Consider the following 21,625-nt stretch of genomic DNA (forward strand, 5'->3'; position numbering starts at 1 on the left):
ATTGCGCCATCTGCGGCACGAAAATGCTGTTGAATGTCGCTTTCAGCACAATCGCTGGCGAATATCAGAAGGCAAATCTTTGCACTTTTATCTATGCAGCACTCAATAAATTTGTGGGGAAATACCATATAGCCTTATATGGAACGCAAAATTTTTCCACATCGTGATAATATAGAATCGATACGTCACTCCAACTCCTAAAGGTGAACCGACAATTGGCCTTTCTCAGCCGCATAGCAAATGATGTGCAACTCATGTTTCGGCGTCCGCCGCGACAGCAATATGCTGCGCTTTGTTATCGCGTGAAAAGGAAAACCGGTCATCTCGAGATGTTGTTGCTGACCAGTCGCGACACCGGCCGCTGGGTCATTCCCAAGGGATGGCCGATGCCCGGCAAGCTCTCCCATGAAGTCGCTGCCCGCGAGGCCTACGAAGAGGCGGGCGTGCGCGGCGTAGTGGAAACCGAGCCGCTGGGCTCGTTCGGCTATGACAAGGTGCTGAAGGACGGCATTCAGGTGCCGTGCCGGGTGCAGGTCTACGCCCTCGAAGTCAGCGAACTCGCCAAGAACTTCAAGGAAAAAGGCGAACGCTCCATGGAGTGGGTTTCCTGCGAGGAAGCCGCCGAACGCGTGCATGAACCGGAGCTGCATGATCTCATTCTCGCCTTCGCGAAGCGAAGGACGGCCGCTCCGGCGATTTCGCAAGCGAAGTAAGCCACATTACCCACAAAAAACTGTGTCAGTATGCATGGTGGATATTGCGCGCCTTATCGGGCGGCGCAATACGAGAATTTTGATCCAGAGAATTGCATGCCCGACCGACCGGCCACACCAGTAAAAAGGACGCTCGACAAGGACCTCGACAAATTCACTTATGTCGAGGACGCGACCCATCACGTCACGAGGCGTCTGGTGGCGCCGGGCATCGGTCTGATCTTCCTCGGTCTCGCCATGGTCTTTGCCGGCATCTACGTGTTCGACCAGCCCCGCGCAACGCTGATTTTCGCCGCCGTCGCCCTTGCCGGCTATATGGCCCTGAACATCGGCGCCAAGGACGTCGCCAACAATGTCGGCGCCGCCGTCGGCGCACGTGCGATCACCATGACGCAAGCGCTCGTCATGGCGGCCATCTTCGAGATCCTCGGCGCTACGATCGCCGGCGGTCCTGTCATCAATACGATTTCGACTCATATCGTCGACACCAACCGCATCATCAGCATCGGCAAGCTTGCCTGGCTGATGATGGCGGCGCTGCTCGCCGCAGCGCTCTGGATCAACTTCGCCACCTGGCGGAAGGCTCCAGTTTCAACCACCCATACGATCGTGGGCGCCGTTGTCGGCGCGGGTGCAGCCGCCGTTGGCCCGGAACTCGTGAACTGGAACGTGCTGGCGGCAATCTCGGCCGGCTGGGTCATAACGCCCTTTCTCGGCGGCACAATCGCCGCCAGCATCCTCTATTTCATCGAGACATTCATCATCTACCGCGACGACAAGATCGCCGCTGCGCGCCACTGGATTCCCATCCTGATCGGATTAATGGCCGGCGCCTTTGCGGGTTATCTCGTCGTTCAGCTCGAGCCCAAGGGCGTGATCCCCAATATCGCGAACCTTGCGATCGGGATCGGCATCGGCATCATCGCCTGGCTTGCCGCGCGGCCGCTGGTGGCAGCGCAATCAGTCGGGCTGGAAAACAAGAACAGCTCGCTGCGCAAGCTTTTCCGGCTGCCCCTGATCTGTTCGGCAGCGCTGATGTCCTTCGCGCATGGAGCCAACGATGTTGCCAACGCCATCGGCCCGCTGGCCGCCATCGTGCGCGATATCGGCCTTGGCGGCTCGATCGGCGTGATCGCCGAGACGACCACGCAGAAAGCGCCCTTCTGGGTCGTCATGATCGGCGGCTGCGGCATTTCCGTGGGCGTGCTGCTTTATGGGCCACGACTCATCCGCCTGCTTGGCGAACAGATCACCAAGCTCAATCCGATGCGGGCCTATTGCGTGGCGGTCTCCGCCGCGCTCACCGTCATCGTCGCCGCCTGGTTCGGCTTTCCGGTGAGCTCGACCCATATTGCCGTCGGCGCGGTCTTCGGGGTCGGCTTCTTCCGCGAGTGGTCAACCAGCCGCTCCAAGCGGCGCTTCGCCTATATGCGCAAGCGGGCTGAAGCTGCCGGCATTGCCTGGATCGAGCCGGAGGCCACAGACGAGCGCAATCCCGATGAGGTTCATCGCCGCCGGCTTGTGCGCCGCTCACATTTCATGACCATCATCGCCGCCTGGGCGATCACCGTGCCGGTCGCTGCCTTGCTTGCCGCCGCCGTATATTGGGTTATGGTCGCGCTCTTCATTTAGAGCGGTTCGGCTTCTCGTCGAATCTTCGAGCCGCTCCATCGCATTGCTTAAGGAATTCCGGGGGTAATCCATGCGCGCCAATTTCCGCATGCAGCGGCTGTACGTGGCATCAGACATAAAGGCTGGGATCGCAATCGAGGCCGAACAGGATCAGTTCAACTATCTCGCCAATGTGCTGCGCATGGAGGATGGTGCCGAACTACTTGTGTTCAACGGGCGCGATGGCGAATGGAAAGTCAGCATCTCCTTCCCCACCCGCAAGCGCATTCTGCTGACGCCGATCGAGGAAACGAGGCCGCAGCCGGCCCCGTCCGATCTCCATTATCTCTTCGCGCCGCTGAAAGTCGGACGGCTCGATTATCTCGTGCAGAAGGCAGTCGAGATGGGCGCTGGCCTGCTGCAGCCGGTCATGACGCAGCACGTGCAGGGTAAGATCACCAATCTCGACAAGGTCAAGGCCAACGTCATCGAAGCGGCGGAGCAATGCGGCATTCTCGGCATTCCCGATGTCGCCGAACCGGTGAAGCTTGCCGACCTCCTCACCCGCTGGCCACGCGAGCGGCGCATCATCTATTGCGACGAGGGCGATGCCGGGCAAAACCCGCTGCCGCTGCTAACGCAGGTGAAGGAGAAGCATCTGGCGCTGCTGGTCGGCCCTGAAGGCGGTTTTTCCGAGGAGGAGCGCGCCCTGCTGCGCAGCCTCGATTTCGTCACAGCCATTCCGCTCGGCCCGCGCATCCTGCGTGCCGACACGGCCGCCGTTGCCGCCATGGCGGTGATCCAGGCAGCGATCGGCGACTGGAACTGACACTTCACTCCAGAACGGCGGCGATGGTTGTCACGATCAGCAGGATCGCCAACGAGATGTTGACGATCCGCGAGATCTTCGGATCTTGAAGGAAACGGGACAGAGAAGCACCAACAAGAAGCCAGACCATATGGATGGCGACGATCATTCCCGTGAGCAGCACGACCTTTGCCGCAGCGTCGAGCATTCGCTCGTTCTGAAACAGGCTCACGCCGGCAAAGACGGCTGCGATCGCGAGATAAGCCTTGGGGTTGGCGACGGCCAGCAGGAAGCCACCGGAAAAGGCTGGCGCGGCGATCTGATCATCGCGGCGCGACAAAGGCGGAGCGGTAGCGATCTTGAATGCTAAGTAAAGGATATAGACCGCAGAAATCGCTGTCAGCACAAAGGCTCCGTGCGGCACAGAGAGCAGGATCGCGACGACGCCGGCCGCTACGGCGAGCAGGACAGCCACGGTGCCTGCGATAAGACCGGAGACATAGGCAAGCGACCGTCGAAAACCATAGGCCGCGCCCATCGCCGTCGCACTGATCGTCGAAGGACCGGGACTGCCCATGATAACCAGCGAGGCCAACAGCAGTGTCAGTATGGAATAGTAAAGGGCGTTCGAGCCGTTCATTGATATGCTCCGCTAATGTCAGTGGAAGCAAAACTATCGGCGTGAATAGCGAGACGTCTTGAACGCTTGTGCAAATATGCCGGTGGCTGACATGGCTGTGATGCACTTGCGAGACATAAAATCCTATTTTTTTGAACGACCCTTGAAAGAAATTCACTTGCACCGTACCTCAATCCGCGTCAATCACCCTCCTATTGACCTGCGGCTGGCGCGGGTTCTCCTCCGAGATCTAAGGTAATACCATGGCGCGCGATACTACCGACCAGACTCCGCTCTCCTCGGTCTCGGAAATGACGGCCTATCTGGCCGCCGGCAACAAGCCGAAGGAGAAATTCCGCATCGGCACCGAGCACGAAAAATTCGTGTTTTTCCGCGCCGACAACAGCCCCGTGCCCTATTTCGGCGAGGCCAGCATTTCAGCACTCCTCACGGGGCTGCAGAAGAAGAGCGGCTGGGACCCGATCATGGATGGCGACAACATCATCGGGCTCGGCGAACCCTCCGGAATGGGCGCGATCTCGATCGAGCCGGGCGGGCAGTTCGAGCTGTCGGGTGCACCGCTCGAAACCATTCACCAGACCTGCAAGGAATCGAACAACCATCTGGCGACGGTGCGCGAGATCGCCGAGCCGATGGGCATTCGCTTCCTCGGCGTCGGCGGCAGCCCGAAATGGACGCTTGCCGAAACGCCGCGCATGCCGAAATCGCGCTACGAGATCATGACCCGCTACATGCCGAAGGTCGGCACCAAGGGTCTCGACATGATGTACCGCACCTGCACGATCCAGGTGAATCTCGACTTCTCGTCGGAAGCCGACATGCGCCGCAAGATGCGCGTATCGATGAAGCTGCAGTCGCTGGCAACGGCGCTCTTTGCCTCCTCACCCTTCACCGAAGGCAAGCCGAACGGTCTTTCCTCCTGGCGCGGCGAAATCTGGAAGGATACCGACAACCGCCGCGGCGGCCTGCTCGACTTCACCTTCCGTGACGATTTCGGCTTCGAAGACTATGTGAAGTGGGCGCTCGACGTTCCCATGTATTTCGTCGTTCGCGACGGCCGCTATCATGACTGTACCCACGTCACCTTCCGTCAGTTCATGGACGGCGCGCTGAAAGGCGAAATCGCCGATTGGGAACCGACGATGGGCGACTGGACGAACCATCTCTCGACGCTGTTTCCGGACGTGCGCCTCAAGCGCTTCCTCGAAATGCGCGGTGCCGATGGCGGCCCCTGGCGGCGCATCTGCGCGCTGCCGGCCTTCTGGGTCGGCCTGCTCTATGACGACGAGGCGCTGACAGCAGCCGACGAGCTGACCAAGGACTGGAGCTTCGACGAGGTCAACGCGCTGCGCGATGTCGTACCGGTTGAGGGTCTGAAAGCCTCGATCAAGGGTCATAGTCTTATGGATGTGGCGCGTGAAGCGGTCGGCATTTCCCGCCTCGGCCTGAAGAACCGTGGCCATTTGAACGGCGACGGCCAGGACGAAACCGTCTTCCTTGCGCCGCTCGATGAGGTGCTCGCCAAGAAGGGCACGCTCGCCGACGATCTGCTGATGCTCTACAACGGCCGCTGGAACCAGTCGGTTGAGCCGATCTTCGAGGAATATCAATACTGATAGCGGTCTCGTCTGCTTTCCCGCTCTAATGTCATCGCGGCAGAAACCGGTATGCGCCCTCATTTTTCCGCTATACTATCGGAATCAAGCGCCGCCTGATTCCGAAGCGGCCTCATAGCGGGGAAAGGGACTTCGATGCTGCCACTCTTCGACATGATGATGCAGGCACAGAATGGCGCCGCCACGGAAGCCATGGCCAAGCAGTTCAATCTGGCGCAGGAGCAGGCGACGAAGGCGATAGCCGCGCTGATGCCGGCCTTTTCCTCCGGCTTCAAACGAAGCGCCACCGATCCCTACAATTTCGTCGGCGTCATGCAGGATATTTCGTCCGGCAACTACGCCAAATACTTCGAGGACATGACGAAGGCCTTCACGCCCGAGGGCATCGCCGACGGCAATGCAGTGCTCGGACGACTGTTTGGCTCGAAGGACGTTTCCCGCGCGATCGCGGCGCAGGCGGCGCAGATGACCGGCATCGGCCAGGAAATCTACAAGCGCATGCTGCCGGCCATGGCCGATGCGCTGATGGGCGGCCTCTTCAAGGAAACCAGCGGCCAGATTCCGCAGATGGCCAATCCCTTCCTCAACACCGATATGGGCGAGATGATGCAGGGCTGGCTGCAGAGCATCGGCTTTGCGCCAAAACAGCAGCCGACGCCGCAGGCGAGCATCTTCGACAATCCCTTCACCCAGGCGATGGAGTTGATGTTTGGTGCCGATTCGGTCAAGCGCGAGAAGCCGGCGCCGACCAATCCTTTCTTCGACAATCCCTTCACCAAAGCCTTTCAGGACATGATGAAGAACTTCCCGATGCCACCTGAGCCGCCGAAGGAAGAGCCGAAGGCCAAACCTGCCGCCGGCGTCGACATGGCCGCCTATACCGAAATGTTCAACGCCATGTTCGACAGCGGCCTCGAAGTGCAGAAGACCTATCAGAAGAACATGGAAGCGATCTTCGACAGCTATTTGAAGAGCGAGGACAAGCCAGCACCGAAAAAAGGGTGACGGTCGGCAAGAGCGCATCCATTTTAATTTGGAGTCATAGCCACATCCTGTTTCGGCTGATCAATTCGTGATCCGATTTGATTGTGGAGGCATTTCCTGCAACGTCTTGAGTATTGCATTTGTCCCCGTCCCGTTGGCGCACATTCCGGTAGCGGCCTCGCCGAAGTCTACAAGGCTGTGATATTTGGGGGGCGTCGCCTTTCTGAGCGCCAGCATCCATGCTGTGTGTCCGCGTGACTTTAGCTGGTCGAAATAGAGTTTTTGGGTCGGAAAGGGAATGTTTGTCTCGCGCGGATCTGCGAGCACGAATATCCGACGATCGGGCTGTTTGGGGATTTGATCCAGCGCATCGAATGGATCGAAAAACACCTCTGTTTTCAATCGGTTTTTGAATCCTCGTTCCTTCAGTCGTTCCCGGTACGCGGCAGCAGCGGAGGATAAAACGACACATTGAAGGTCAGTACGTCGCGCAAGAAACTCTGCGGCAAGCGTGCCTCCTCCGCTGTGCCCTCCTAGTGCCCAGTTGCCAATGTGGTAGCGGGCTTTCAACGCGTCGATCTGAGCGGCCATCAACTTCGCTTCCAGAGGCGTGTGTCTGATCGTGTAATGCTTGCCTGCGCTGCCATAAGTGCCTGGCCGGGCGAGGAATATCCAAGGCACACCATAGCGGTCGGATAGCGACTTCGACTGTGCAATCATGCTGGCGACGCCGATCCCCTTTTGATGAGCGACACCTTTCGGACCGCCCATGACATCACCGGGCATCCATGCGGCGACCACGGGGTTCTCGCCATTCTGATTGAGGCCGGCCGCATAATATCTGAGGCAATATCCTTGGCCGTCGACGGTTACCCAAATGCCCGTCTGCCGAGCCTCCATTTCCAGGCACGTTGAATGATCTATTTGAATTCCGGCGATGACCTTGGCAGGGTCAAACATTTCATTGTCTGGTTTTGACTGTGCGGCAGCGATGGTCGGAATAAATGGTACGACTGCTGCCAAAAGCATGCGCAGAGCGGTCTTGACGCTATCCATTTTTAATTTTCACCTTTGCCTGGTTGCAGACCGAAAAATCGCTTTCACGGGTATCCAAATTATTAGAACGCGTCCATTGAAGGCGGAAGTGGATGAGGATTCCGTTTTCAGTGGATTTCTGCTTCCATCGTTCCGGTTGGTGATTTGGTTGGAGGTAGTATTGATCCGTGCTTTCAACGATCATCTCTGCGGCTGCAGCCATGAATCCAAGCAAAATAGAGTGCTCCAGTCACTTTCAATTCCTGACCACTGTTCGTAATTCCGCACAGCCCGTGCGTATTGCGCCGGGTTATCATACACTGAGACGAAGCTTATTTCTGTTTTCATCTTGAAAAGGAGATAGCCATGTCCCCCATCGATCAATCCGGCAGCTTTACCCTCGGAGACCTTCAGGTCAAACGGCTTGGCTACGGCGCCATGCAGCTCGCAGGCCCCGGCGTATTCGGCCCGCCAAAGGACCATGACATCGCGCTCGCAGTTCTGCGCGAAGCTATCGCCTTGGGCGTCGACCATATCGACACCAGCGATTTCTACGGCCCGCATGTGACCAACCAGCTGATCCGGGAGGCGCTTCACCCCTATCGCGATGATCTCGTCATCGTTACCAAGATCGGCGCGCTGCGCGGCACGGATGCTTCCTGGCTGCCGGCCTTCTCGTGCGAAGAACTGACACAGGCGGTGCACGATAACCTGCGCAATCTAGGGCTGGATGTGCTCGATGTTGTCAACCTGCGCATCATGCTGGACGTGCACGGTCCTGCCGAAGGGTCTATCGAAGCACCCTTGACCATCCTAGCCGACCTGCAGCGGCAAGGCCTGGTGCGCCACATTGGGCTCAGCAATGTTACCGCCAACCAGATCGCCGAGGGCCGCCGGATCACGGAGATTGTCTGCGTGCAGAACCAATATAATCTTGCCCATCGCGCAGACGACAGCCTGATCGACGCACTTGCCCGCGACGACATCGCCTATGTGCCCTTCTTCCCGCTGGGTGGCTTCACGCCGCTGCAATCCTCGGCTCTCTCCGATGTTGCCGCCCGCCTGCAGGCCACGCCGATGCAGGTGGCGCTCGCCTGGCTGCTGCAGCGTGCGCCGAACATCCTGCTTATTCCAGGCACATCGTCGCTTGCCCATCTCAAGCAGAACATCGCGGCCGCCGAGCTGAAGCTGCCGGAAGATGCGATCGCCGAACTCGATCGCATCGCCGGCGCCGGCCACGCCTAACGCGGCTGGTCACCGATCCGAAACGGCTCGGGCGGGCAGCTCGAGCCGTCTCTCTATACCGATATTCTCCAGAAACACTTCATCGTGGCTAACGACCAGAAGTGCGCCGTCATAGGCTCGCAGTCCTGCTTCGACCGCCGCAATGGAATCGATATCTAGATGGTTGGTGGGTTCATCGAGAACAAACAGTGACGGCGGTACCGAGCCGCCGAGCACGCAGGCGAGTCCGGCGCGTAAAAGCTGGCCACCGCTGAGGCTGGAGACGATCTGCAAGGCCGCATCGGCCCGGAACATGAAACGCGCCAGCGCAGCCCGGCAGGCATTCTCGTCCGCATCCGGATTGATCCGGCGAAAATTATCGCGGATCGAAAGCGAAGGATCTAGGAGGCTCACTCGTTGATCCAGCAGGGCGGAATGGACGACCCGCACCGTCCCGCTCCAGGGCTGCAAAGCGCCTGATATCAGCGCCAGCAGCGTCGTCTTGCCCGAACCGTTCGGGCCGGTGACGGCGACGCGTGCCGGGCCCGTGATGATGAAATCGAAATCGCGCAGGATCGGCCGTTCGGGCTCGTAACCGGCGCTGATGCCCTCCATCTTGAGGACGATCCTGTTTGCCGGCAATCCCGATGTCGGCAGCTTGACGGTCAGGGGTTGCAGGATCTCGATCTTTTCGCGGGCGGCAGCAGCATCCTGCAGGGCCTGGCCACGACGCCGTTCGGCAAGTCGCGTATTCTCCGCGCTCGTCATCTCGGCCCGCTCCTTCAGGCCGCCGAGCATGATGCGCGGGATGCCGCCCTTGGCCGCCATCTTCCGGCCTGCTTTGTCCCGCCTCGCCTGCCGCTCGACGGCCGCCTGCGCGCTTCTTTCTACCTCGGCGACACGCTTCTCCGCCTCGGCGAAGTCATGCTCGGCGGCGGAGAGCTCCAGCGCCTTGCGTTCACGATACTGGCTCCAGTTGCCGCCGTAGCGCAATGCGCCAAGCGATGTCAGCTCGACGATCGCATCCATAGTATCGAGCAATTGGCGGTCGTGGCTGATCACAATGGCACCTGCCCTCCAGCCTGCGAGCAGATCGATCACCGCAGTGCGGCCTTCACGATCGAGATTGTTGGTGGGTTCGTCGAGGATCAGGAAATCGGGATCGTCGACAATGAGTGCGGCAAGACCACAGCGGGTGCGTTGGCCGCCAGACAGGGTGACGAGAGGCGTTTCCGGGGTGACGTCAAGCCCGACGCGATCAAGGGCTGCGGCGATGCGCACCTCGAGCGTCCAGTCTGCCGAGGCGAGTTCGTCATTGGTCGCCTCGCCGGCTTCCGCCCGTTTCAGCACGGCAAGGGCTTGGCTCGCGCCGAAGAGATCGGCAACGGTTTCGTCCGCTTCGACCTGCACGCTCTGGCGCAGGATCCCCAATCGCCCATTGAAGGAGATGCTGCCGGATTGCGGCTGCAGCTCGCCGGAGACGAGCCTGATGAGCGTCGTCTTGCCGACGCCGTTGCGGCCGACAAGGCCGGTGCGCTCGGCGCCGAAACTCAGATCGAGATGGGAAAGAAGCGGCCGGCCGTCAGGCGTGGACCACGAAAGATTGGATAGAACGATGGATATGGGCATGAGCAAAAATTTCCCCGATGGCAAGGCTGAACGGCATTGCGGTCGAGGTGGAATCCATTGCTGCACACATCCTGTTGGTATCAACGATGCCCATAAACTAGACGGGCAGCGGCTTGAGTTCAAGTCCTGCGAGTAGAGATGCAGGCATTTCACGCGCCGGCATCAATGGCATCAAGGAAGCTGAGCACCCGCTTCCAGGTGAGATCGGCAGCCTTCGCATCATAATCGGGCAGGCTGGCATCGGTATAGAGATGGCCGCCACCGCCCGGATACCGGAAGATCTCTGCAGCAACGCCGGATTTGGCGACGGCCTGCCGCCAGCTGGCAACATCTTCCTCTGGTTCGAACGGATCGGGATCGGCCAGATGAAGCTGCAAGGGCAGACCCTTGCGCGCATTGTCGGCGATGGAGGCAATGCCATGCAGGAACAGGATGCCGGCGGCTTTCTCCCTCTTCGGCCAAAGGCTCGCAGCGACGGCAGCGCCCATAGAGAAACCGGCAAGCACGGTCGAGGCAGGCAGGCCGGCCAGCGCCCATTCCGCACGCTCGCAGATCGTCTGCCAGCCGATCTCGTCCTTGAATTCGAAACCCTCTTCGATCGACCGAGCGATCAGCCCGTCATAGAGATCCGGCGCGAAAGCCTTGTGTCCCGCCGCCTGCGCGCGCTCGACCGCCTCATGCTCAAGCGAGCGCAGACCATAGACGGAGTGGAAGAAGATTACCGTTGCCATCGCCAAATCCCCGTTGCCGCATCTGACGATAAGATAAGGCCGTTGCCGCCGGAGGCAACTTGCCCGCGCATGATCTATGGAGGAAACACGATCTCCAGAAAGAAAAAACCCGGTGTTGGCCCTTGGGCCGAACACCGGGAAAGAGGCAGGGCTTATTGGCTATCACCCTGCGGGGAAACTATTGTCCGTCATCAGCCTCTAATGCTGCTGCAGGCGGAGAGGCGCGTGCGGCGACGCGCGGAATTGGTCAGATGGCTGGACGGATCCTCGAAGAAGGTCGAGGTGGTCAGCGCGCAGCTCACATCCTGCCGGGTGAGGCCGATGTCGCGCAGCTGGCTGTCGTCAAGCTCATTGAGATAGTGGATCTCCTGGCGATTTCGGAGTGCGCGCCAGACGGAAGCGAGATTGGCGATGGCAAGCGTCATGCGTGCCGTCAGCGACAGCGATGGCGTTGCCAGGCCGAGGTCAAGGGTCCGATCTGTCGTGCGCATTTCCGTATTCCTTTCCTTGGGCACACGCGAGCCGAGCCCCTTTCCGATGATCCGGAAAAGGGGCGTAGGCCGGGAGGAGTTCGACAGGTGTCTCTGTTCGATTGGTATGCTGAATTGCATTCAGAAGATGCCAAAGCCCTATTGATCAGTCCAACGAATGTTTCTAATGATAACTATCAAACTCCTTTATAGGTGAGCCCATGTCCGCGCCGCTTGATATCGATCAGTTGCAGACCTTCATCGCAATCGTGGATTCCGGCAGCTTCACCAAGGCCGCCGACCGCGTGTTCAAGACGCAATCGGCCGTTTCCATGCAGATGCGTCGGCTGGAAGAGCGCGTCGGCAAGCAGCTCTTCATCAAGGATGGCCGTGGCAACCGCCTGACGGCGGAAGGCGACAAGCTGCTGAACTATGCCCGCCGCATCATCCGCCTGAACAACGAGGCCATCGCCGCCTTCGACGACAATCGGCTCGAAGGCACGCTGCGCATCGGCACGCCGGACGATTATGCCGACCGTTACATGCCCGAGATCATTGGCCGCTTCGCCAAGACGCATCCGAATGTCGAGCTCTATATCGTCTGCGAGCCCTCGGTCGATCTTGCAGAGCGCATGCATCGCGGCGAGCTCGATATCGCGCTTGTTACCCACAATCCGCGCGAACGCATGTCTGACGTGGTGCGCACGGAGCCGCTCTGCTGGGTCGGCTCGGCCAACCATCCGCTGCGCGACGATGCGCCCATTCCGCTCGCCGTCGGCCGACGCGATTGTCAGTGGCGCCAGCTTGCCTGCTCGGCGCTCGATGCCGGCGGCCGCGACTATCAGATCCTGTTCACCAGTTGGTCCTGCACCGTCGTTGCCGCTGCCGTGCTTGCCGGCATGGCGGTTTCGGTCATGCCGGAATCGGCGCTGCGCACCGGCATGAAGGTGCTGACCCAGGCGGACGGCTTTCCGCCGCTGCCGCCGGTGCAGATCGGCATCATGAAGCGGGCCGGACTTTCCGTGTCGCTGATGAATGCCATCACCGCCCACATCTCGGCCTGCTTGGACAACATCACGCCAGCTGCCGTGGATGACGATCTCGATGGCGAGGTGAAAACCTATACGCGCTTCTATCCGCGGCTGCGTGCCGGGCATATTCTGCCGGGCTGGTGAGTTCGAAGCGCACCAGCCGGTTACCTTCGGCGATCGTTACGGCGCCGGCTCCACCAGCAGGGTAGCGCGGATCACCTGTTTCCATTCGTGCAGCATGCGCTTTGCCATCTCATCGTCGCTCATGATGGCAAAGCGGACGGAAGCGCCAATCAAATGGCTGAACAGCTGGGTGCGCGCCTCAAGGTCGATGCGGCTTTCTGCCGGCAGGAAAGGCCGAATGCTCTCCAGGAAGATTTCGGCGACACGGTTGCTATGCTGCATGTTGAGCTGGAGGATGTCCCTGTCGATATCCGTGCCGAGCCAGACGCCGAGATAGGCGGGATCACTCCGATACTCGCGATAATACCAATCGATCATGGTGCAGACCAGCTCGATGGCATGATCGAGCGATGTAACAGTGGCAAAGGCCTCGCTGACCTTTTGCTGGATGCGGCTGGAGTGCCGGTCGAGCAAGGCCCTGACGATCGCCGCCTTGTCCGGGAAATACTGATAGACGGAACCGATCGGGACAGTCGCAACCGCAGCCAGTTCGGTCATCTTCATGGCGCTGACGCCCTTCTCGGCAATCAGCGCGGCCGCAACCGACAGGATGGCGTCGACGCGCTGGATACTTCGTTCCTGCTGGGGTCTTTTGCGGAACGTGACGCGGTCAGGCTTATTCGGCTTCATTCTTTACCCGTTTCATTATCATACTGAACGGCGCTCAAGCGCGCAGACGCTATGACACCAGACGCGTTCAATGCGCGTAAACGGGAAAAGCTCAATTTTAATCATCACTTAGGAGCTGCGGTCCAGCTCCTGGAAACGGGGCCAAAACATGGTTTCGGCCTCGTAACCAACCTTTGGCCGACGCGCCGGCGTCAGCAATTTGTGCCGTTCTAAGACACGTATTTTTTCAGAAATTCGACCGTTCTGCCCCAGGCGAGATCAGCAGCCTTCTTGTCGTATCGGGCAGCCGAAGTGTCATTGTTGAAAGCATGGTTGACGCCGTCATAGACGAAGATCTCGAAGGTCTTGCCGCCTGCCTGCAGCTCCTTGCGATAGGCATCGATGCCGGCATTGATGCGATCGTCCAGGCCGGCATAGTGCAACAGCAGGGCAGCCTTGATCTTCGGCACGTCGCCTGCCGGCGGCTGCGCACCATAATAGGCGACGCCCGCCTTCAGCTCCGGCGAGATCGTCGCGAAACGATTGACGAGGCCGCCGCCCCAGCAAAAGCCCACGGCGCCAACATGGCCGTTAGTACCATCCGTCTTCGCGAGATAGCTCAGGCTCGCCTCGGCATTTTCTGCCGTTAGCGCCGGATCGAGATTGGTGAACATATCGCGCGCCTTGTCCTCGTCGCTAGGCGTGCCGCCGAGCGGAGAGAGGAAGTCCGGCGCCAGCGCCACGAAGCCCTCCAGCGCCATGCGGCGGGCGACATCGCGGATATGCGGATTGAGGCCGCGATTCTCGTGGATGACGATGACGCCGCCGAGCTTGCCGGCAGCATCTTTCGGGCGGGCGAGATACCCCTTCATCTCGCCCTTGCTGCCAGCGAACGCCACATCCTTTGCGTCGAGCCTGCTGTCATCGGCGGCAATGACCTCGGCGCTTGCCTTGTTGGCGGCGAGCAGCGGCGCGATGGCGGCGGCGGCGCCCGCCGAGCCTGCGAGCTTCGTCAGCTTTTCCATGAAACTCCGACGATCGAGTGTCAGATGCGTGTATTCGTCATAGGCGTTGATCATCGCCTGCGTCACAACGGGTTTTTCCGTGCTCATGGTCCTGTTCTCCCTGTTTCCCCGGCAGCAGGCAACAAATGACCAGCCACCCGCTGACAAGATAGGTCAGCCGATATCGGCGTAGCGGTAAAGGAAAAACACAAACGCGTTACCGCAAGTTGCTACTTGCGGTAACGCGGGCAGCGTCAGGAAAAGGCGAGCCAGATGCCGAGCCAACCCCACATGCAGACGAGAGCCGCAAAACCAAGAGCAAAGAGCGGACTGCGATAGCGCAGATTATTGCTGGTGACGTGCACGTAGGCATGGGCATAGCGCGTGACAACAAAAATCCAGGCGAGGATGACGGCTGGCAGATTATCCGCCTGGGTGGTGTAGAGCACGATGCAGCAGACGTGGAAGAGCAAGGGGATTTCGAACTGATTGGCGATGCTGTTTCGTACCACCAGGCTTTCGGCCGGTTCGTTGGCTGCATGGTTCTCGCGGAATTGCGCGGGCTGGATGCGGTCGGCCTTGACGAGAACACGGCGACGCCATCCGAGGAGTGCGTAGAGAATGAAGACCAGTACCGCATGCGCCACCATGGGCCAGAACATTTCGTAGCCTGTCACGCCGCCAACTCCTTTGGAATTTCCGAAAGCCGAACCACTGTATAGCTTTGTCCCTAAATCGGAATCGATTTAGGGACAAAGCTATACAGTAGATCTAAAATCCTACAGCGACCTTTGCGCGTCACGCATGACGCGCGGCGCTGTAGTCGATCAGGACGATCTGGTGCCGTCCGGCGAGAGGTAGCGAAAAATCGCGAAACGGGCCAGTAGAATAACTGTCACAACCAGCGTCAGGAATTTCAGCCGCACGATGATGGGCAGCAGGCTCGCAAGCAGCGATACCGTGGCATCGGAAGGCATTGCCGGCGGATAGAGCATCAGCCCGGCGATGTTCTCGGCATAGTCGACAATCGTATAGAAGATCGGCAGGCAGAAAATGACTGCGGTGGCGCCAGGCGGGATCGGCCGGCCGAAGAAAAAGCCGCCGGGGCCAACCAGCCGCATCAGGCAGAACAGCAACCCACCCAACACCAGCGGGAAGATCAGTTCAGGCCCGAGATACATGGAATGCAGGATCGCAGCCGGATCGGGATGATCCTTGAGATAGCGCAGCATGGCGATGACGTCTTCGCTCTCATAGCCGCCGATGCGCGCATCGAGCATCGACTGGCCGGCTGCGGTATCGCTGAATGCCCGGACGAAGCCGGCCTGTATCCAGGCGAAAAGTGCCAGGGAAAGAGCTGCAAGGATCGCCGCCAGACCCTGCAAGGATCTGGCGTTGCCCGAAGCGCGATCAGTCATCAATCAGCCGCCTGCGCCCGGATAGTTCGGGCTCTCGCGGGTGATCGTGACGTCGTGCGCATGGCTTTCACGCAGGCCCGCGCCGGAGATGCGCACGAAGGTCGCGCGCTCCTGAAAATCCTTGAGGTCGGAGCCGCCGACATAGCCCATGGCCGCCTTGAGGCCGCCTGCGAGCTGATGCAGCACGCCGGAGACCGAGCCCTTGTAGGGAACCTGGCCTTCGATGCCTTCCGGCACGAGCTTCAGGGTGTCGCGGACCTCGGCCTGGAAGTAGCGGTCGGCCGAGCCGCGCGCCATGGCGCCGACAGAACCCATGCCGCGATAGGCCTTGAAGGAACGGCCCTGATAGAGATAGACCTCGCCCGGGCTTTCATCCGTGCCGGCGAGCAGCGAGCCGATCATGGCGGCGGAAGCGCCGGCGGCGATCGCCTTTGCCAGATCGCCGGAGAACTTGATGCCGCCATCGGCGATGACCGGGATGTTCTGATCCTGCGCTGCCTGTACAGCCGACATGATGGCGGCGAGCTGCGGCACGCCGACGCCAGCGACGATGCGCGTCGTGCAGATGGAGCCAGGGCCGATACCGACCTTGACCGCATCAGCGCCGGCATCGATCAGCGCCCGCGTGCCGTCATAGGTGGCGACATTGCCGGCCATGATGCGGACCGAGTTTGACAGCTTCTTGACGCGGGTGACGGCATCGAGAACACGCTGGGAGTGACCGTGGGCGGTATCGACGACCAGAAGGTCGACGCCGGCGTCGATCAGGCGCTCGGCGCGTTCGAAACCGTCATCGCCGACGCTGATGGCGGCGGCGGCGCGCAGGCGGCCCTGGGCGTCCTTGGAAGCGTTCGGATTCAGCTGCGACTTCTCGATATCCTTGACGGTGATCAAACCGACCAGACGGCTGTCGCCATCGACGACGAGCAGCTTTTCGATGCGATGCTTGTGGAGCAGGCGCTTGGCTTCCTGCTGCTGGACGCTTTCCGCGACCGTGACCAGATTTTCTCGGGTCATCAGCTCATAGATTTTCTGAGAGGGGTCGGAAGCGAAGCGGACGTCGCGATTGGTGAGGATGCCGACGAGACGATGTGACTTTTCAACGACCGGGATGCCGGAAATGCCATGCGCCTTCATCAGGGCGAGCGCTTCGGCAAGCGTGGCGTCCGGGCCGATGGTAACCGGATTGACCACCATACCGCTTTCGAACTTCTTGACCTGGCGGACCTCTTCGGCCTGCTGCACCGGCGTCAGATTGCGGTGGATAACGCCCATGCCGCCGGCCTGGGCCATGGCGATCGCAAGGCGGCTTTCCGTAACCGTATCCATGGCGGCAGAGAGGATCGGCAGGTTGAGCTCGATGTCCTGGGCGATGCGGGTGGCGATATTCGTCTGGCCCGGCATGACCTCGGAGTGTCCCGGCTGCAGGAGCACGTCGTCGAATGTCAGAGCATCCAACCCGGTTGACGTTTCAATAATGCGTGCCATGGCCAATTCCTTCGTCTGTGAAAAACAGGAAAGCCCGGAACGAATCGTCTACCGGGCGATCTTGCAAGTGTTGCTTGGAAGTTGGCGAGGGCTGGTAACACGTCTATGACAGGAAGGGAATAGCAAAAAGCGACGGGCAGATATGCCGATCATGGGCATCAATGCGGGATTCGGCTGCAATGTTCAGAGATTTTCATGCGGGGTGTTGTCAAACACATGCAAAAGCCCAGCCTGCCGGCGTCTTTGCCACCACCCGCACGAAGCCGGCGGTATTGAGATCGAGGCCATCGACAAATGCCTTGATGAAGTGGACCGGATTGTCCGGCCCCACGTAATCGCCGGCCGCTTCCGGCAGGAGCAGCAATTGCGGGCGGTCTATTCCAGAAAGGTGCGCCATGGCATAAGGTATTCACGGTCGATTGGACGCAGGAATCCTGGTGCCTGCTTGTGACCTAAAGAGATGACCTTTCAATGCTCAAAAGCCCGGTTACGTGCGAAGTTCGCTACCGCATCGATCATCACAGAATTTCGGAATTTGAAGCTTACAGTCGGATTTGGATTCAGCTCATCGAACGTCATGGCGGAACACATCACGGCTATTTCATACCCAGAGACAAGCCGGCAGAGGCCGGAGTGAGCTTTCCGGGCATGGCTGAGGAAGGACCCGACGACGTCGCCGTCGCACTATTCACATTTCCGGATGAGACAAGCTACTTGCAATACCGCAAGCGTGTTGCAGCCGATCCGGACGGAATTGCCGCGAACGAACGCTTCGGCAAAAATCCGCCATTCATTAGCTACGAGCGCACTTTCTTGCAGCCGGTGCTACGAGCAAACTGACACCAGCATAGGACCGCTTCTGCTCGTGATCGACGATGGGCAAAAACTTAGACAGAGATGACACTCATGGGTTTCTGGATAGCAAGTGCCGTTGGATTGGCGATTGCCTATTTCTTCGGCTCCATACCCACGGGCTACCTGGCGGGGAGACTGCTCAAGGGCATCGATATCCGTGAGCACGGTTCCAGATCGACCGGCGCGACGAACGTATTGCGGATCCTTGGGAAATGGCCGGCCTTGGTGGTGCTCCTGGTCGATGTGCTGAAAGGTGCCGCGGCCATCGTCTTCGCCCGTTGGTTCTATGCTTGGCTACAAACACTGCCAACCGTGCTTGATCTGCAGAATCAGCAAAATTGGGTTCCCTGGGCTGTTTGTCTGGCAGGATTTGCTGTGCTGCTGGGGCATAGCCGCCCGATTTGGTTGAACTTCAAGGGCGGCAAGTCAGTCGCGACCGGGCTCGGTCTGCTGCTGGCGATATCCTGGGCAACGGGTCTAGCCGCTCTGGCGGTTTTTGGCCTCGTGCTGGCTGTTTTTCGGATTGTCTCCCTTGGTTCGATCCTCGCGGCCTTGACGGCGATTGCGCTCATCTGCAGCTTTGACCAGCCGTTGCCCTATCGGCTGCTGGTGATTGCAGGCGGCCTTTATGTGATCATACGCCATCGGGCCAACATACAACGGCTGCTGGCAGGAACGGAGCCTCGCCTCGGGCGAAGTGCCGTGGTCCAGAACTGAAACAGGATCGCACATCCAGCGCGGGCGATCCCGTTTGCCGTGGCTAGCTTATCTCAAATGTCGAGCTGATAGGTTTTCGGAATGTAGCGGAAGCCTTCCGGCTGCTTTTCGACGAAGCCGATGGCGGGGAAAGGCATGTGGAAGCCGAGGAAAGGAATGCGATCGGCGGCGATCATGTCGAAGATGCGGCGGCGGGTCTTGGCGGCCTGTGCCTTGTCCGCATCGAAGCGAACTTCCCAATCCGGACGGCCGAGCGACAGGACATAATGGTTGGCGGTGTCGCCGGTCATGACCAGCTGCCTGCCGGCGGATTCGAGATGAAAGACGAGATGGCCGGGCGTGTGGCCCGGAGCCAGCATGGCAGTCATGCCGCTGACGATCCGGTCGCCATCCCTAAGGAAGGTCATCTTTTCGGCGAAAGGTACGACATTGGCGAGCACGGCCTTGTGACCGCCTTCCGCCGGCGTTCCCTCGCGCGCCTTGTCAGTCCAGAACCCGTACTCGATCTCGCCGGCGACATAGCGAGCGTTCGGAAAGGCCGGGGCGCCGTCCTCCATCAGTCCGTTGATGTGATCGCCATGCAGATGCGTCAGGGCGACGACGGTCACCTGCTCCGGCGTATAGCCGGCAGCCTTCAGCCCCTCGCGGAAACGGCCGAGACCACGGGCACGGCCAGCCGCACCAAAGCCCGTATCGACGACGATCACGTCGGAGCCGTTATCGATGATGGCCGGCGTATAGCTGTTGACGAACTTTTCCGTTGGCAGGAAATTCTGCTCCAGCAGTTTGCGAACGGTGTCCGGCGTCTGGTTCGAGCCGAAGGTCTCCCAAGGGTTATCCATGACGTTGGCGCCGTCCTTGACGACGGTGATGGTGCAGGATCCCAATTTGAACCGGTGCGTATCCGGGGGCAGGACGGCAGTCATGAACTCACTCCTTGTGTTGATGCGCAGCGTAAGCTGCGCCTATCGGCATCGCCGGCGGCAACGGCCCGGAAGGTCATCGTCCTCGACCGGAATTTTGGTCATGACAAGACAATCCAAATCCGCTAATAGACCGGACGACGTTTTATGCGTTTAGCATTTCCATGCTCTTAGCATATGTCAAATCCTGCATTCCACCCCGTGTGGCAGTGGATATCACGAAGACGTGATCCCCAAGCCTTGATGGAGCAAAATCCGGGATTGGCAGCTGCCTCGCATAGGACTACAGAGCGGCTGATCGCCCTGCAGCGCCGTGCGCCACATGTGACGCGCAATGGTCGCTGTAGCACTTTCAGTCTGCTGAATAATTCCTCAAATCGATTCCGATTTGAGGAATTATTCAGTGGGCGGCAGCCTTCCCGAAGACCGACCCATCAAGGCAGATGCCTATGAATCGCATCGTTCCGTTGATCCTCGCCGTAGCCCTTTTCATGGAACAGATGGATTCCACCGTCATCGCGACAGCGCTGCCGGCCATCGCCAATGATCTCCATGTCGGCCCGATCACACTCAAGCTGGCACTGACCTCCTACATGGTGTCGCTCGCCGTCTTCATCCCGATCAGCGGCTGGATGGCCGATCGCTTCGGCGCGAAGAACATCTTTCGCATCGCCATCTGCATCTTCGTCATCGGCTCCATCATGTGCGCGGCCTCCGGCGGCCTCCTGGAATTCGTCTTTGCTCGCTTCCTGCAGGGCGTCGGCGGCTCGATGATGACGCCGGTCGGACGCCTCGTGCTGGTGCGCACCACACAGAAGAGCGATCTGGTTTCGGCCATGGCGCTGCTCTCCATTCCTGCACTTGTCGGTCCGCTCGCCGGCCCGCCGCTCGGCGGTTTCATCACCACCTATGCCTCCTGGCACTGGATCTTCCTCATCAACGTTCCCGTCGGCATCCTCGGCGTCATCCTGTCATCGATCTTCCTGCCCGACGTGGAAGCGACCATGCCGCCAAAGCTCGACTTCATCGGCTTCCTGCTGACATCCTTCGCGGCCTCCGGCGTCGTCTTCGGCATGTCCGTCATCAGCCTGCCGGCGCTGCCGCCCTATATCGGCATCTCTGCCGTCGTCATCGGCTTTATCTGCGGCTTCCTCTATATCGGCCATGCACGCCGTCACCCGGCGCCGATCCTCGACCTCACGCTGTTGAAAAACGCCACCTTCCGCGCCTCGGTGACCGGCGGCACACTGTTTCGCATCTGTATCGGCGCTATGCCCTTCCTGACACCGCTGATGCTGCAGCTCGGCTTCGGCCTCAATCCGTTCCAGTCCGGCCTCATCACCTTTGCCGGCGCCATCGGAGCGATTTCCACGAAGTTCATTGCACGCCGCGTCTTCACCGCCGTCGGCTTCAAGACGGCGCTGTTGTCGGCCGCTGCGATCACCACCATCACCACGATCTGCACCGGCTTCTTCCAGCCCTGGACGCCGCATCTCGTCATCGTGGCCATATTGCTGATCGGTGGCTTCTCGCGCTCGTTCTTCTTTACCGGCATCAATGCACTGGCTTTTGCCGATATCAGCGACAAGCAGGCAAGCCAGGCGACATCGATGAGCTCGGTCATGCAGCAGATCAGTCTGGCGCTCGGCGTGGCCGTCGCCGCCATGATCCTGGAAGCCTCGACCTTCTTCAGCGGTACGGAGTTGCAGGTGCGCGATTTCCATATCGCCTTCTTCTGCATCTCGATCCTGACCGTCGTTGCGACCATTCCGTTCATCCGGATGGATCGCAGCGCAGGCGCCATGGTCTCCGGCCACAAGGCCGGCCTCAAGCGCGTTGCGGCACTCCAGCCGCAGGTTCAACAGCCGGCCGCGAAGTGATGATATGATCCTCGCTATGCTTCGACCAAGCCGAGGCATAGCGAAGGTTTCGTCGA

At 59.8% G+C, this 21,625-nt stretch carries 22 protein-coding genes; 10 read left to right on the forward strand and 12 right to left on the reverse strand.

The window, feature by feature from the left end; all coding sequences use genetic code 11:
* Positions 1-254 precede the first annotated feature (254 nt).
* The 3 genes from AC13Q5_RS06050 (at position 255) to AC13Q5_RS06060 (ending at position 3,153) form a co-directional block, all read left to right on the forward strand.
* Positions 255-713, forward strand: coding sequence for an NUDIX hydrolase (locus tag AC13Q5_RS06050; RefSeq protein ID WP_075855671.1), 459 nt, complete (start codon positions 255-257; stop codon positions 711-713).
* Between the two features lie 96 nt (positions 714-809).
* Positions 810-2,345, forward strand: coding sequence for an inorganic phosphate transporter (locus tag AC13Q5_RS06055; protein WP_075855672.1), 1,536 nt, complete (start codon positions 810-812; stop codon positions 2,343-2,345).
* A gap of 70 nt (positions 2,346-2,415) precedes the next feature.
* Positions 2,416-3,153: a 16S rRNA (uracil(1498)-N(3))-methyltransferase gene (locus AC13Q5_RS06060; protein ID WP_488501095.1), complete on the forward strand. Its 738-nt coding sequence runs from the start codon at positions 2,416-2,418 to the stop codon at positions 3,151-3,153.
* Positions 3,154-3,157: 4 nt separating this feature from the next.
* Here the strand turns inward: AC13Q5_RS06060 and AC13Q5_RS06065 are convergent, their stop codons facing one another.
* Positions 3,158-3,772: a LysE family translocator gene (locus AC13Q5_RS06065; RefSeq protein WP_488501096.1), complete on the reverse strand. Its 615-nt coding sequence runs from the start codon at positions 3,770-3,772 to the stop codon at positions 3,158-3,160.
* A 242-nt stretch (positions 3,773-4,014) separates the two neighbouring features.
* Here AC13Q5_RS06065 and AC13Q5_RS06070 point away from each other — a divergent pair, with 242 nt between their 5' ends.
* Both AC13Q5_RS06070 and AC13Q5_RS06075 read left to right on the forward strand, forming a co-directional pair.
* Positions 4,015-5,388: a glutamate--cysteine ligase gene (locus AC13Q5_RS06070; RefSeq protein WP_488501097.1), complete on the forward strand. Its 1,374-nt coding sequence runs from the start codon at positions 4,015-4,017 to the stop codon at positions 5,386-5,388.
* Between the two features lie 135 nt (positions 5,389-5,523).
* Positions 5,524-6,393 (forward strand): DUF937 domain-containing protein, encoded by an 870-nt coding sequence (locus AC13Q5_RS06075; RefSeq protein ID WP_488501098.1) that lies wholly within the window; start codon positions 5,524-5,526, stop codon positions 6,391-6,393.
* Positions 6,394-6,453: 60 nt separating this feature from the next.
* Here the strand turns inward: AC13Q5_RS06075 and AC13Q5_RS06080 are convergent, their stop codons facing one another.
* Entirely contained in the window at positions 6,454-7,428 is a 975-nt protein-coding gene (locus AC13Q5_RS06080; RefSeq protein WP_488501099.1) for an alpha/beta hydrolase family protein, read from the reverse strand.
* A 345-nt stretch (positions 7,429-7,773) separates the two neighbouring features.
* Here AC13Q5_RS06080 and AC13Q5_RS06085 point away from each other — a divergent pair, with 345 nt between their 5' ends.
* The gene (locus AC13Q5_RS06085; protein ID WP_488501100.1) at positions 7,774-8,652 is read left to right on the forward strand and encodes an aldo/keto reductase family oxidoreductase; all 879 of its coding nucleotides are present in this window, start codon (positions 7,774-7,776) and stop codon (positions 8,650-8,652) included.
* 9 nt (positions 8,653-8,661) lie between these two features.
* Here AC13Q5_RS06085 and AC13Q5_RS06090 read toward each other — a convergent pair whose 3' ends face one another.
* The 3 genes from AC13Q5_RS06090 to AC13Q5_RS06100 all read right to left on the reverse strand — a co-directional run bounded on the left by AC13Q5_RS06090 (position 8,662) and on the right by AC13Q5_RS06100 (position 11,482).
* Complete coding sequence (locus AC13Q5_RS06090; protein ID WP_488501101.1) at positions 8,662-10,260, reverse strand: ABC-F family ATP-binding cassette domain-containing protein; 1,599 nt, start codon at positions 10,258-10,260, stop codon at positions 8,662-8,664.
* Between the two features lie 149 nt (positions 10,261-10,409).
* Positions 10,410-10,991, reverse strand: coding sequence for a dienelactone hydrolase family protein (locus tag AC13Q5_RS06095; RefSeq protein WP_457880532.1), 582 nt, complete (start codon positions 10,989-10,991; stop codon positions 10,410-10,412).
* A 191-nt stretch (positions 10,992-11,182) separates the two neighbouring features.
* Entirely contained in the window at positions 11,183-11,482 is a 300-nt protein-coding gene (locus tag AC13Q5_RS06100) for a DUF1127 domain-containing protein (protein WP_488501102.1), read from the reverse strand.
* A 200-nt stretch (positions 11,483-11,682) separates the two neighbouring features.
* Here AC13Q5_RS06100 and AC13Q5_RS06105 point away from each other — a divergent pair, with 200 nt between their 5' ends.
* Positions 11,683-12,636 (forward strand): LysR substrate-binding domain-containing protein, encoded by a 954-nt coding sequence (locus tag AC13Q5_RS06105; RefSeq protein ID WP_069612360.1) that lies wholly within the window; start codon positions 11,683-11,685, stop codon positions 12,634-12,636.
* A gap of 36 nt (positions 12,637-12,672) precedes the next feature.
* Here AC13Q5_RS06105 and AC13Q5_RS06110 read toward each other — a convergent pair whose 3' ends face one another.
* From AC13Q5_RS06110 to AC13Q5_RS06135, 6 genes are all read right to left on the reverse strand, one after another.
* A complete protein-coding gene (locus AC13Q5_RS06110) occupies positions 12,673-13,305 on the reverse strand; it encodes a TetR/AcrR family transcriptional regulator (RefSeq protein ID WP_075855681.1) in 633 nt (210 codons plus the stop codon).
* Between the two features lie 209 nt (positions 13,306-13,514).
* Complete coding sequence (locus tag AC13Q5_RS06115; protein WP_457880534.1) at positions 13,515-14,396, reverse strand: dienelactone hydrolase family protein; 882 nt, start codon at positions 14,394-14,396, stop codon at positions 13,515-13,517.
* A 146-nt stretch (positions 14,397-14,542) separates the two neighbouring features.
* Positions 14,543-14,965: an MAPEG family protein gene (locus AC13Q5_RS06120; protein WP_075855683.1), complete on the reverse strand. Its 423-nt coding sequence runs from the start codon at positions 14,963-14,965 to the stop codon at positions 14,543-14,545.
* 150 nt (positions 14,966-15,115) lie between these two features.
* On the reverse strand, positions 15,116-15,706 hold the full coding sequence (locus AC13Q5_RS06125; protein ID WP_457880535.1) for a hypothetical protein: 591 nt from the start codon (positions 15,704-15,706) through the stop codon (positions 15,116-15,118).
* 3 nt (positions 15,707-15,709) lie between these two features.
* Positions 15,710-17,194 (reverse strand): IMP dehydrogenase, encoded by a 1,485-nt coding sequence (guaB, locus tag AC13Q5_RS06130; protein ID WP_075855685.1) that lies wholly within the window; start codon positions 17,192-17,194, stop codon positions 15,710-15,712.
* A gap of 208 nt (positions 17,195-17,402) precedes the next feature.
* Positions 17,403-17,591, reverse strand: coding sequence for a hypothetical protein (locus AC13Q5_RS06135; RefSeq protein ID WP_488501103.1), 189 nt, complete (start codon positions 17,589-17,591; stop codon positions 17,403-17,405).
* A 74-nt stretch (positions 17,592-17,665) separates the two neighbouring features.
* Between AC13Q5_RS06135 and AC13Q5_RS06140 the strand changes: the two genes are divergently transcribed.
* Both AC13Q5_RS06140 and plsY read left to right on the forward strand, forming a co-directional pair.
* Complete coding sequence (locus AC13Q5_RS06140; protein WP_075855686.1) at positions 17,666-18,034, forward strand: NIPSNAP family protein; 369 nt, start codon at positions 17,666-17,668, stop codon at positions 18,032-18,034.
* Between the two features lie 66 nt (positions 18,035-18,100).
* On the forward strand, positions 18,101-18,766 hold the full coding sequence (plsY, locus tag AC13Q5_RS06145) for a glycerol-3-phosphate 1-O-acyltransferase PlsY (protein ID WP_488501104.1): 666 nt from the start codon (positions 18,101-18,103) through the stop codon (positions 18,764-18,766).
* A gap of 53 nt (positions 18,767-18,819) precedes the next feature.
* On the opposite strand, the gene AC13Q5_RS06150 is transcribed toward plsY, so the two are convergent.
* Entirely contained in the window at positions 18,820-19,692 is an 873-nt protein-coding gene (locus AC13Q5_RS06150) for an MBL fold metallo-hydrolase (protein ID WP_488501105.1), read from the reverse strand.
* 446 nt (positions 19,693-20,138) lie between these two features.
* On the opposite strand from AC13Q5_RS06150, the gene AC13Q5_RS06155 reads away from it, so the two are divergent.
* The gene (locus AC13Q5_RS06155) at positions 20,139-21,569 is read left to right on the forward strand and encodes an MFS transporter (RefSeq protein ID WP_075855689.1); all 1,431 of its coding nucleotides are present in this window, start codon (positions 20,139-20,141) and stop codon (positions 21,567-21,569) included.
* The last annotated feature ends 56 nt before the right edge of the window (positions 21,570-21,625 follow it).

This window comes from Martinezella sp. CNPSo 3964 (assembly GCF_057784375.1).

What these genes read in the sequence shown, in the direction of transcription:
- AC13Q5_RS06070 (WP_488501097.1), top strand. Translation starts at nt 4,015, where the DNA reads ATGGCGCGCGATACTACCGACCAGACTCCGCTCTCCTCGGTCTCGGAA.
- AC13Q5_RS06115 (WP_457880534.1), bottom strand. Translation starts at nt 14,396, where the DNA reads ATGAGCACGGAAAAACCCGTTGTGACGCAGGCGATGATCAACGCCTAT.
- AC13Q5_RS06155 (WP_075855689.1), top strand. Translation starts at nt 20,139, where the DNA reads ATGAATCGCATCGTTCCGTTGATCCTCGCCGTAGCCCTTTTCATGGAA.
- AC13Q5_RS06125 (WP_457880535.1), bottom strand. Translation starts at nt 15,706, where the DNA reads ATGACTGATCGCGCTTCGGGCAACGCCAGATCCTTGCAGGGTCTGGCG.
- AC13Q5_RS06065 (WP_488501096.1), bottom strand. Translation starts at nt 3,772, where the DNA reads ATGAACGGCTCGAACGCCCTTTACTATTCCATACTGACACTGCTGTTG.
- AC13Q5_RS06080 (WP_488501099.1), bottom strand. Translation starts at nt 7,428, where the DNA reads ATGGATAGCGTCAAGACCGCTCTGCGCATGCTTTTGGCAGCAGTCGTA.
- plsY (WP_488501104.1), top strand. Translation starts at nt 18,101, where the DNA reads ATGGGTTTCTGGATAGCAAGTGCCGTTGGATTGGCGATTGCCTATTTC.
- AC13Q5_RS06110 (WP_075855681.1), bottom strand. Translation starts at nt 13,305, where the DNA reads ATGAAGCCGAATAAGCCTGACCGCGTCACGTTCCGCAAAAGACCCCAG.
- AC13Q5_RS06060 (WP_488501095.1), top strand. Translation starts at nt 2,416, where the DNA reads ATGCGCGCCAATTTCCGCATGCAGCGGCTGTACGTGGCATCAGACATA.
- AC13Q5_RS06075 (WP_488501098.1), top strand. Translation starts at nt 5,524, where the DNA reads ATGCTGCCACTCTTCGACATGATGATGCAGGCACAGAATGGCGCCGCC.
- AC13Q5_RS06135 (WP_488501103.1), bottom strand. Translation starts at nt 17,591, where the DNA reads ATGGCGCACCTTTCTGGAATAGACCGCCCGCAATTGCTGCTCCTGCCG.
- AC13Q5_RS06090 (WP_488501101.1), bottom strand. Translation starts at nt 10,260, where the DNA reads ATGCCCATATCCATCGTTCTATCCAATCTTTCGTGGTCCACGCCTGAC.
- AC13Q5_RS06105 (WP_069612360.1), top strand. Translation starts at nt 11,683, where the DNA reads ATGTCCGCGCCGCTTGATATCGATCAGTTGCAGACCTTCATCGCAATC.
- AC13Q5_RS06095 (WP_457880532.1), bottom strand. Translation starts at nt 10,991, where the DNA reads ATGGCAACGGTAATCTTCTTCCACTCCGTCTATGGTCTGCGCTCGCTT.
- AC13Q5_RS06050 (WP_075855671.1), top strand. Translation starts at nt 255, where the DNA reads ATGTTTCGGCGTCCGCCGCGACAGCAATATGCTGCGCTTTGTTATCGC.
- AC13Q5_RS06055 (WP_075855672.1), top strand. Translation starts at nt 810, where the DNA reads ATGCCCGACCGACCGGCCACACCAGTAAAAAGGACGCTCGACAAGGAC.
- guaB (WP_075855685.1), bottom strand. Translation starts at nt 17,194, where the DNA reads ATGGCACGCATTATTGAAACGTCAACCGGGTTGGATGCTCTGACATTC.
- AC13Q5_RS06150 (WP_488501105.1), bottom strand. Translation starts at nt 19,692, where the DNA reads ATGACTGCCGTCCTGCCCCCGGATACGCACCGGTTCAAATTGGGATCC.
- AC13Q5_RS06100 (WP_488501102.1), bottom strand. Translation starts at nt 11,482, where the DNA reads ATGCGCACGACAGATCGGACCCTTGACCTCGGCCTGGCAACGCCATCG.
- AC13Q5_RS06140 (WP_075855686.1), top strand. Translation starts at nt 17,666, where the DNA reads ATGCTCAAAAGCCCGGTTACGTGCGAAGTTCGCTACCGCATCGATCAT.
- AC13Q5_RS06085 (WP_488501100.1), top strand. Translation starts at nt 7,774, where the DNA reads ATGTCCCCCATCGATCAATCCGGCAGCTTTACCCTCGGAGACCTTCAG.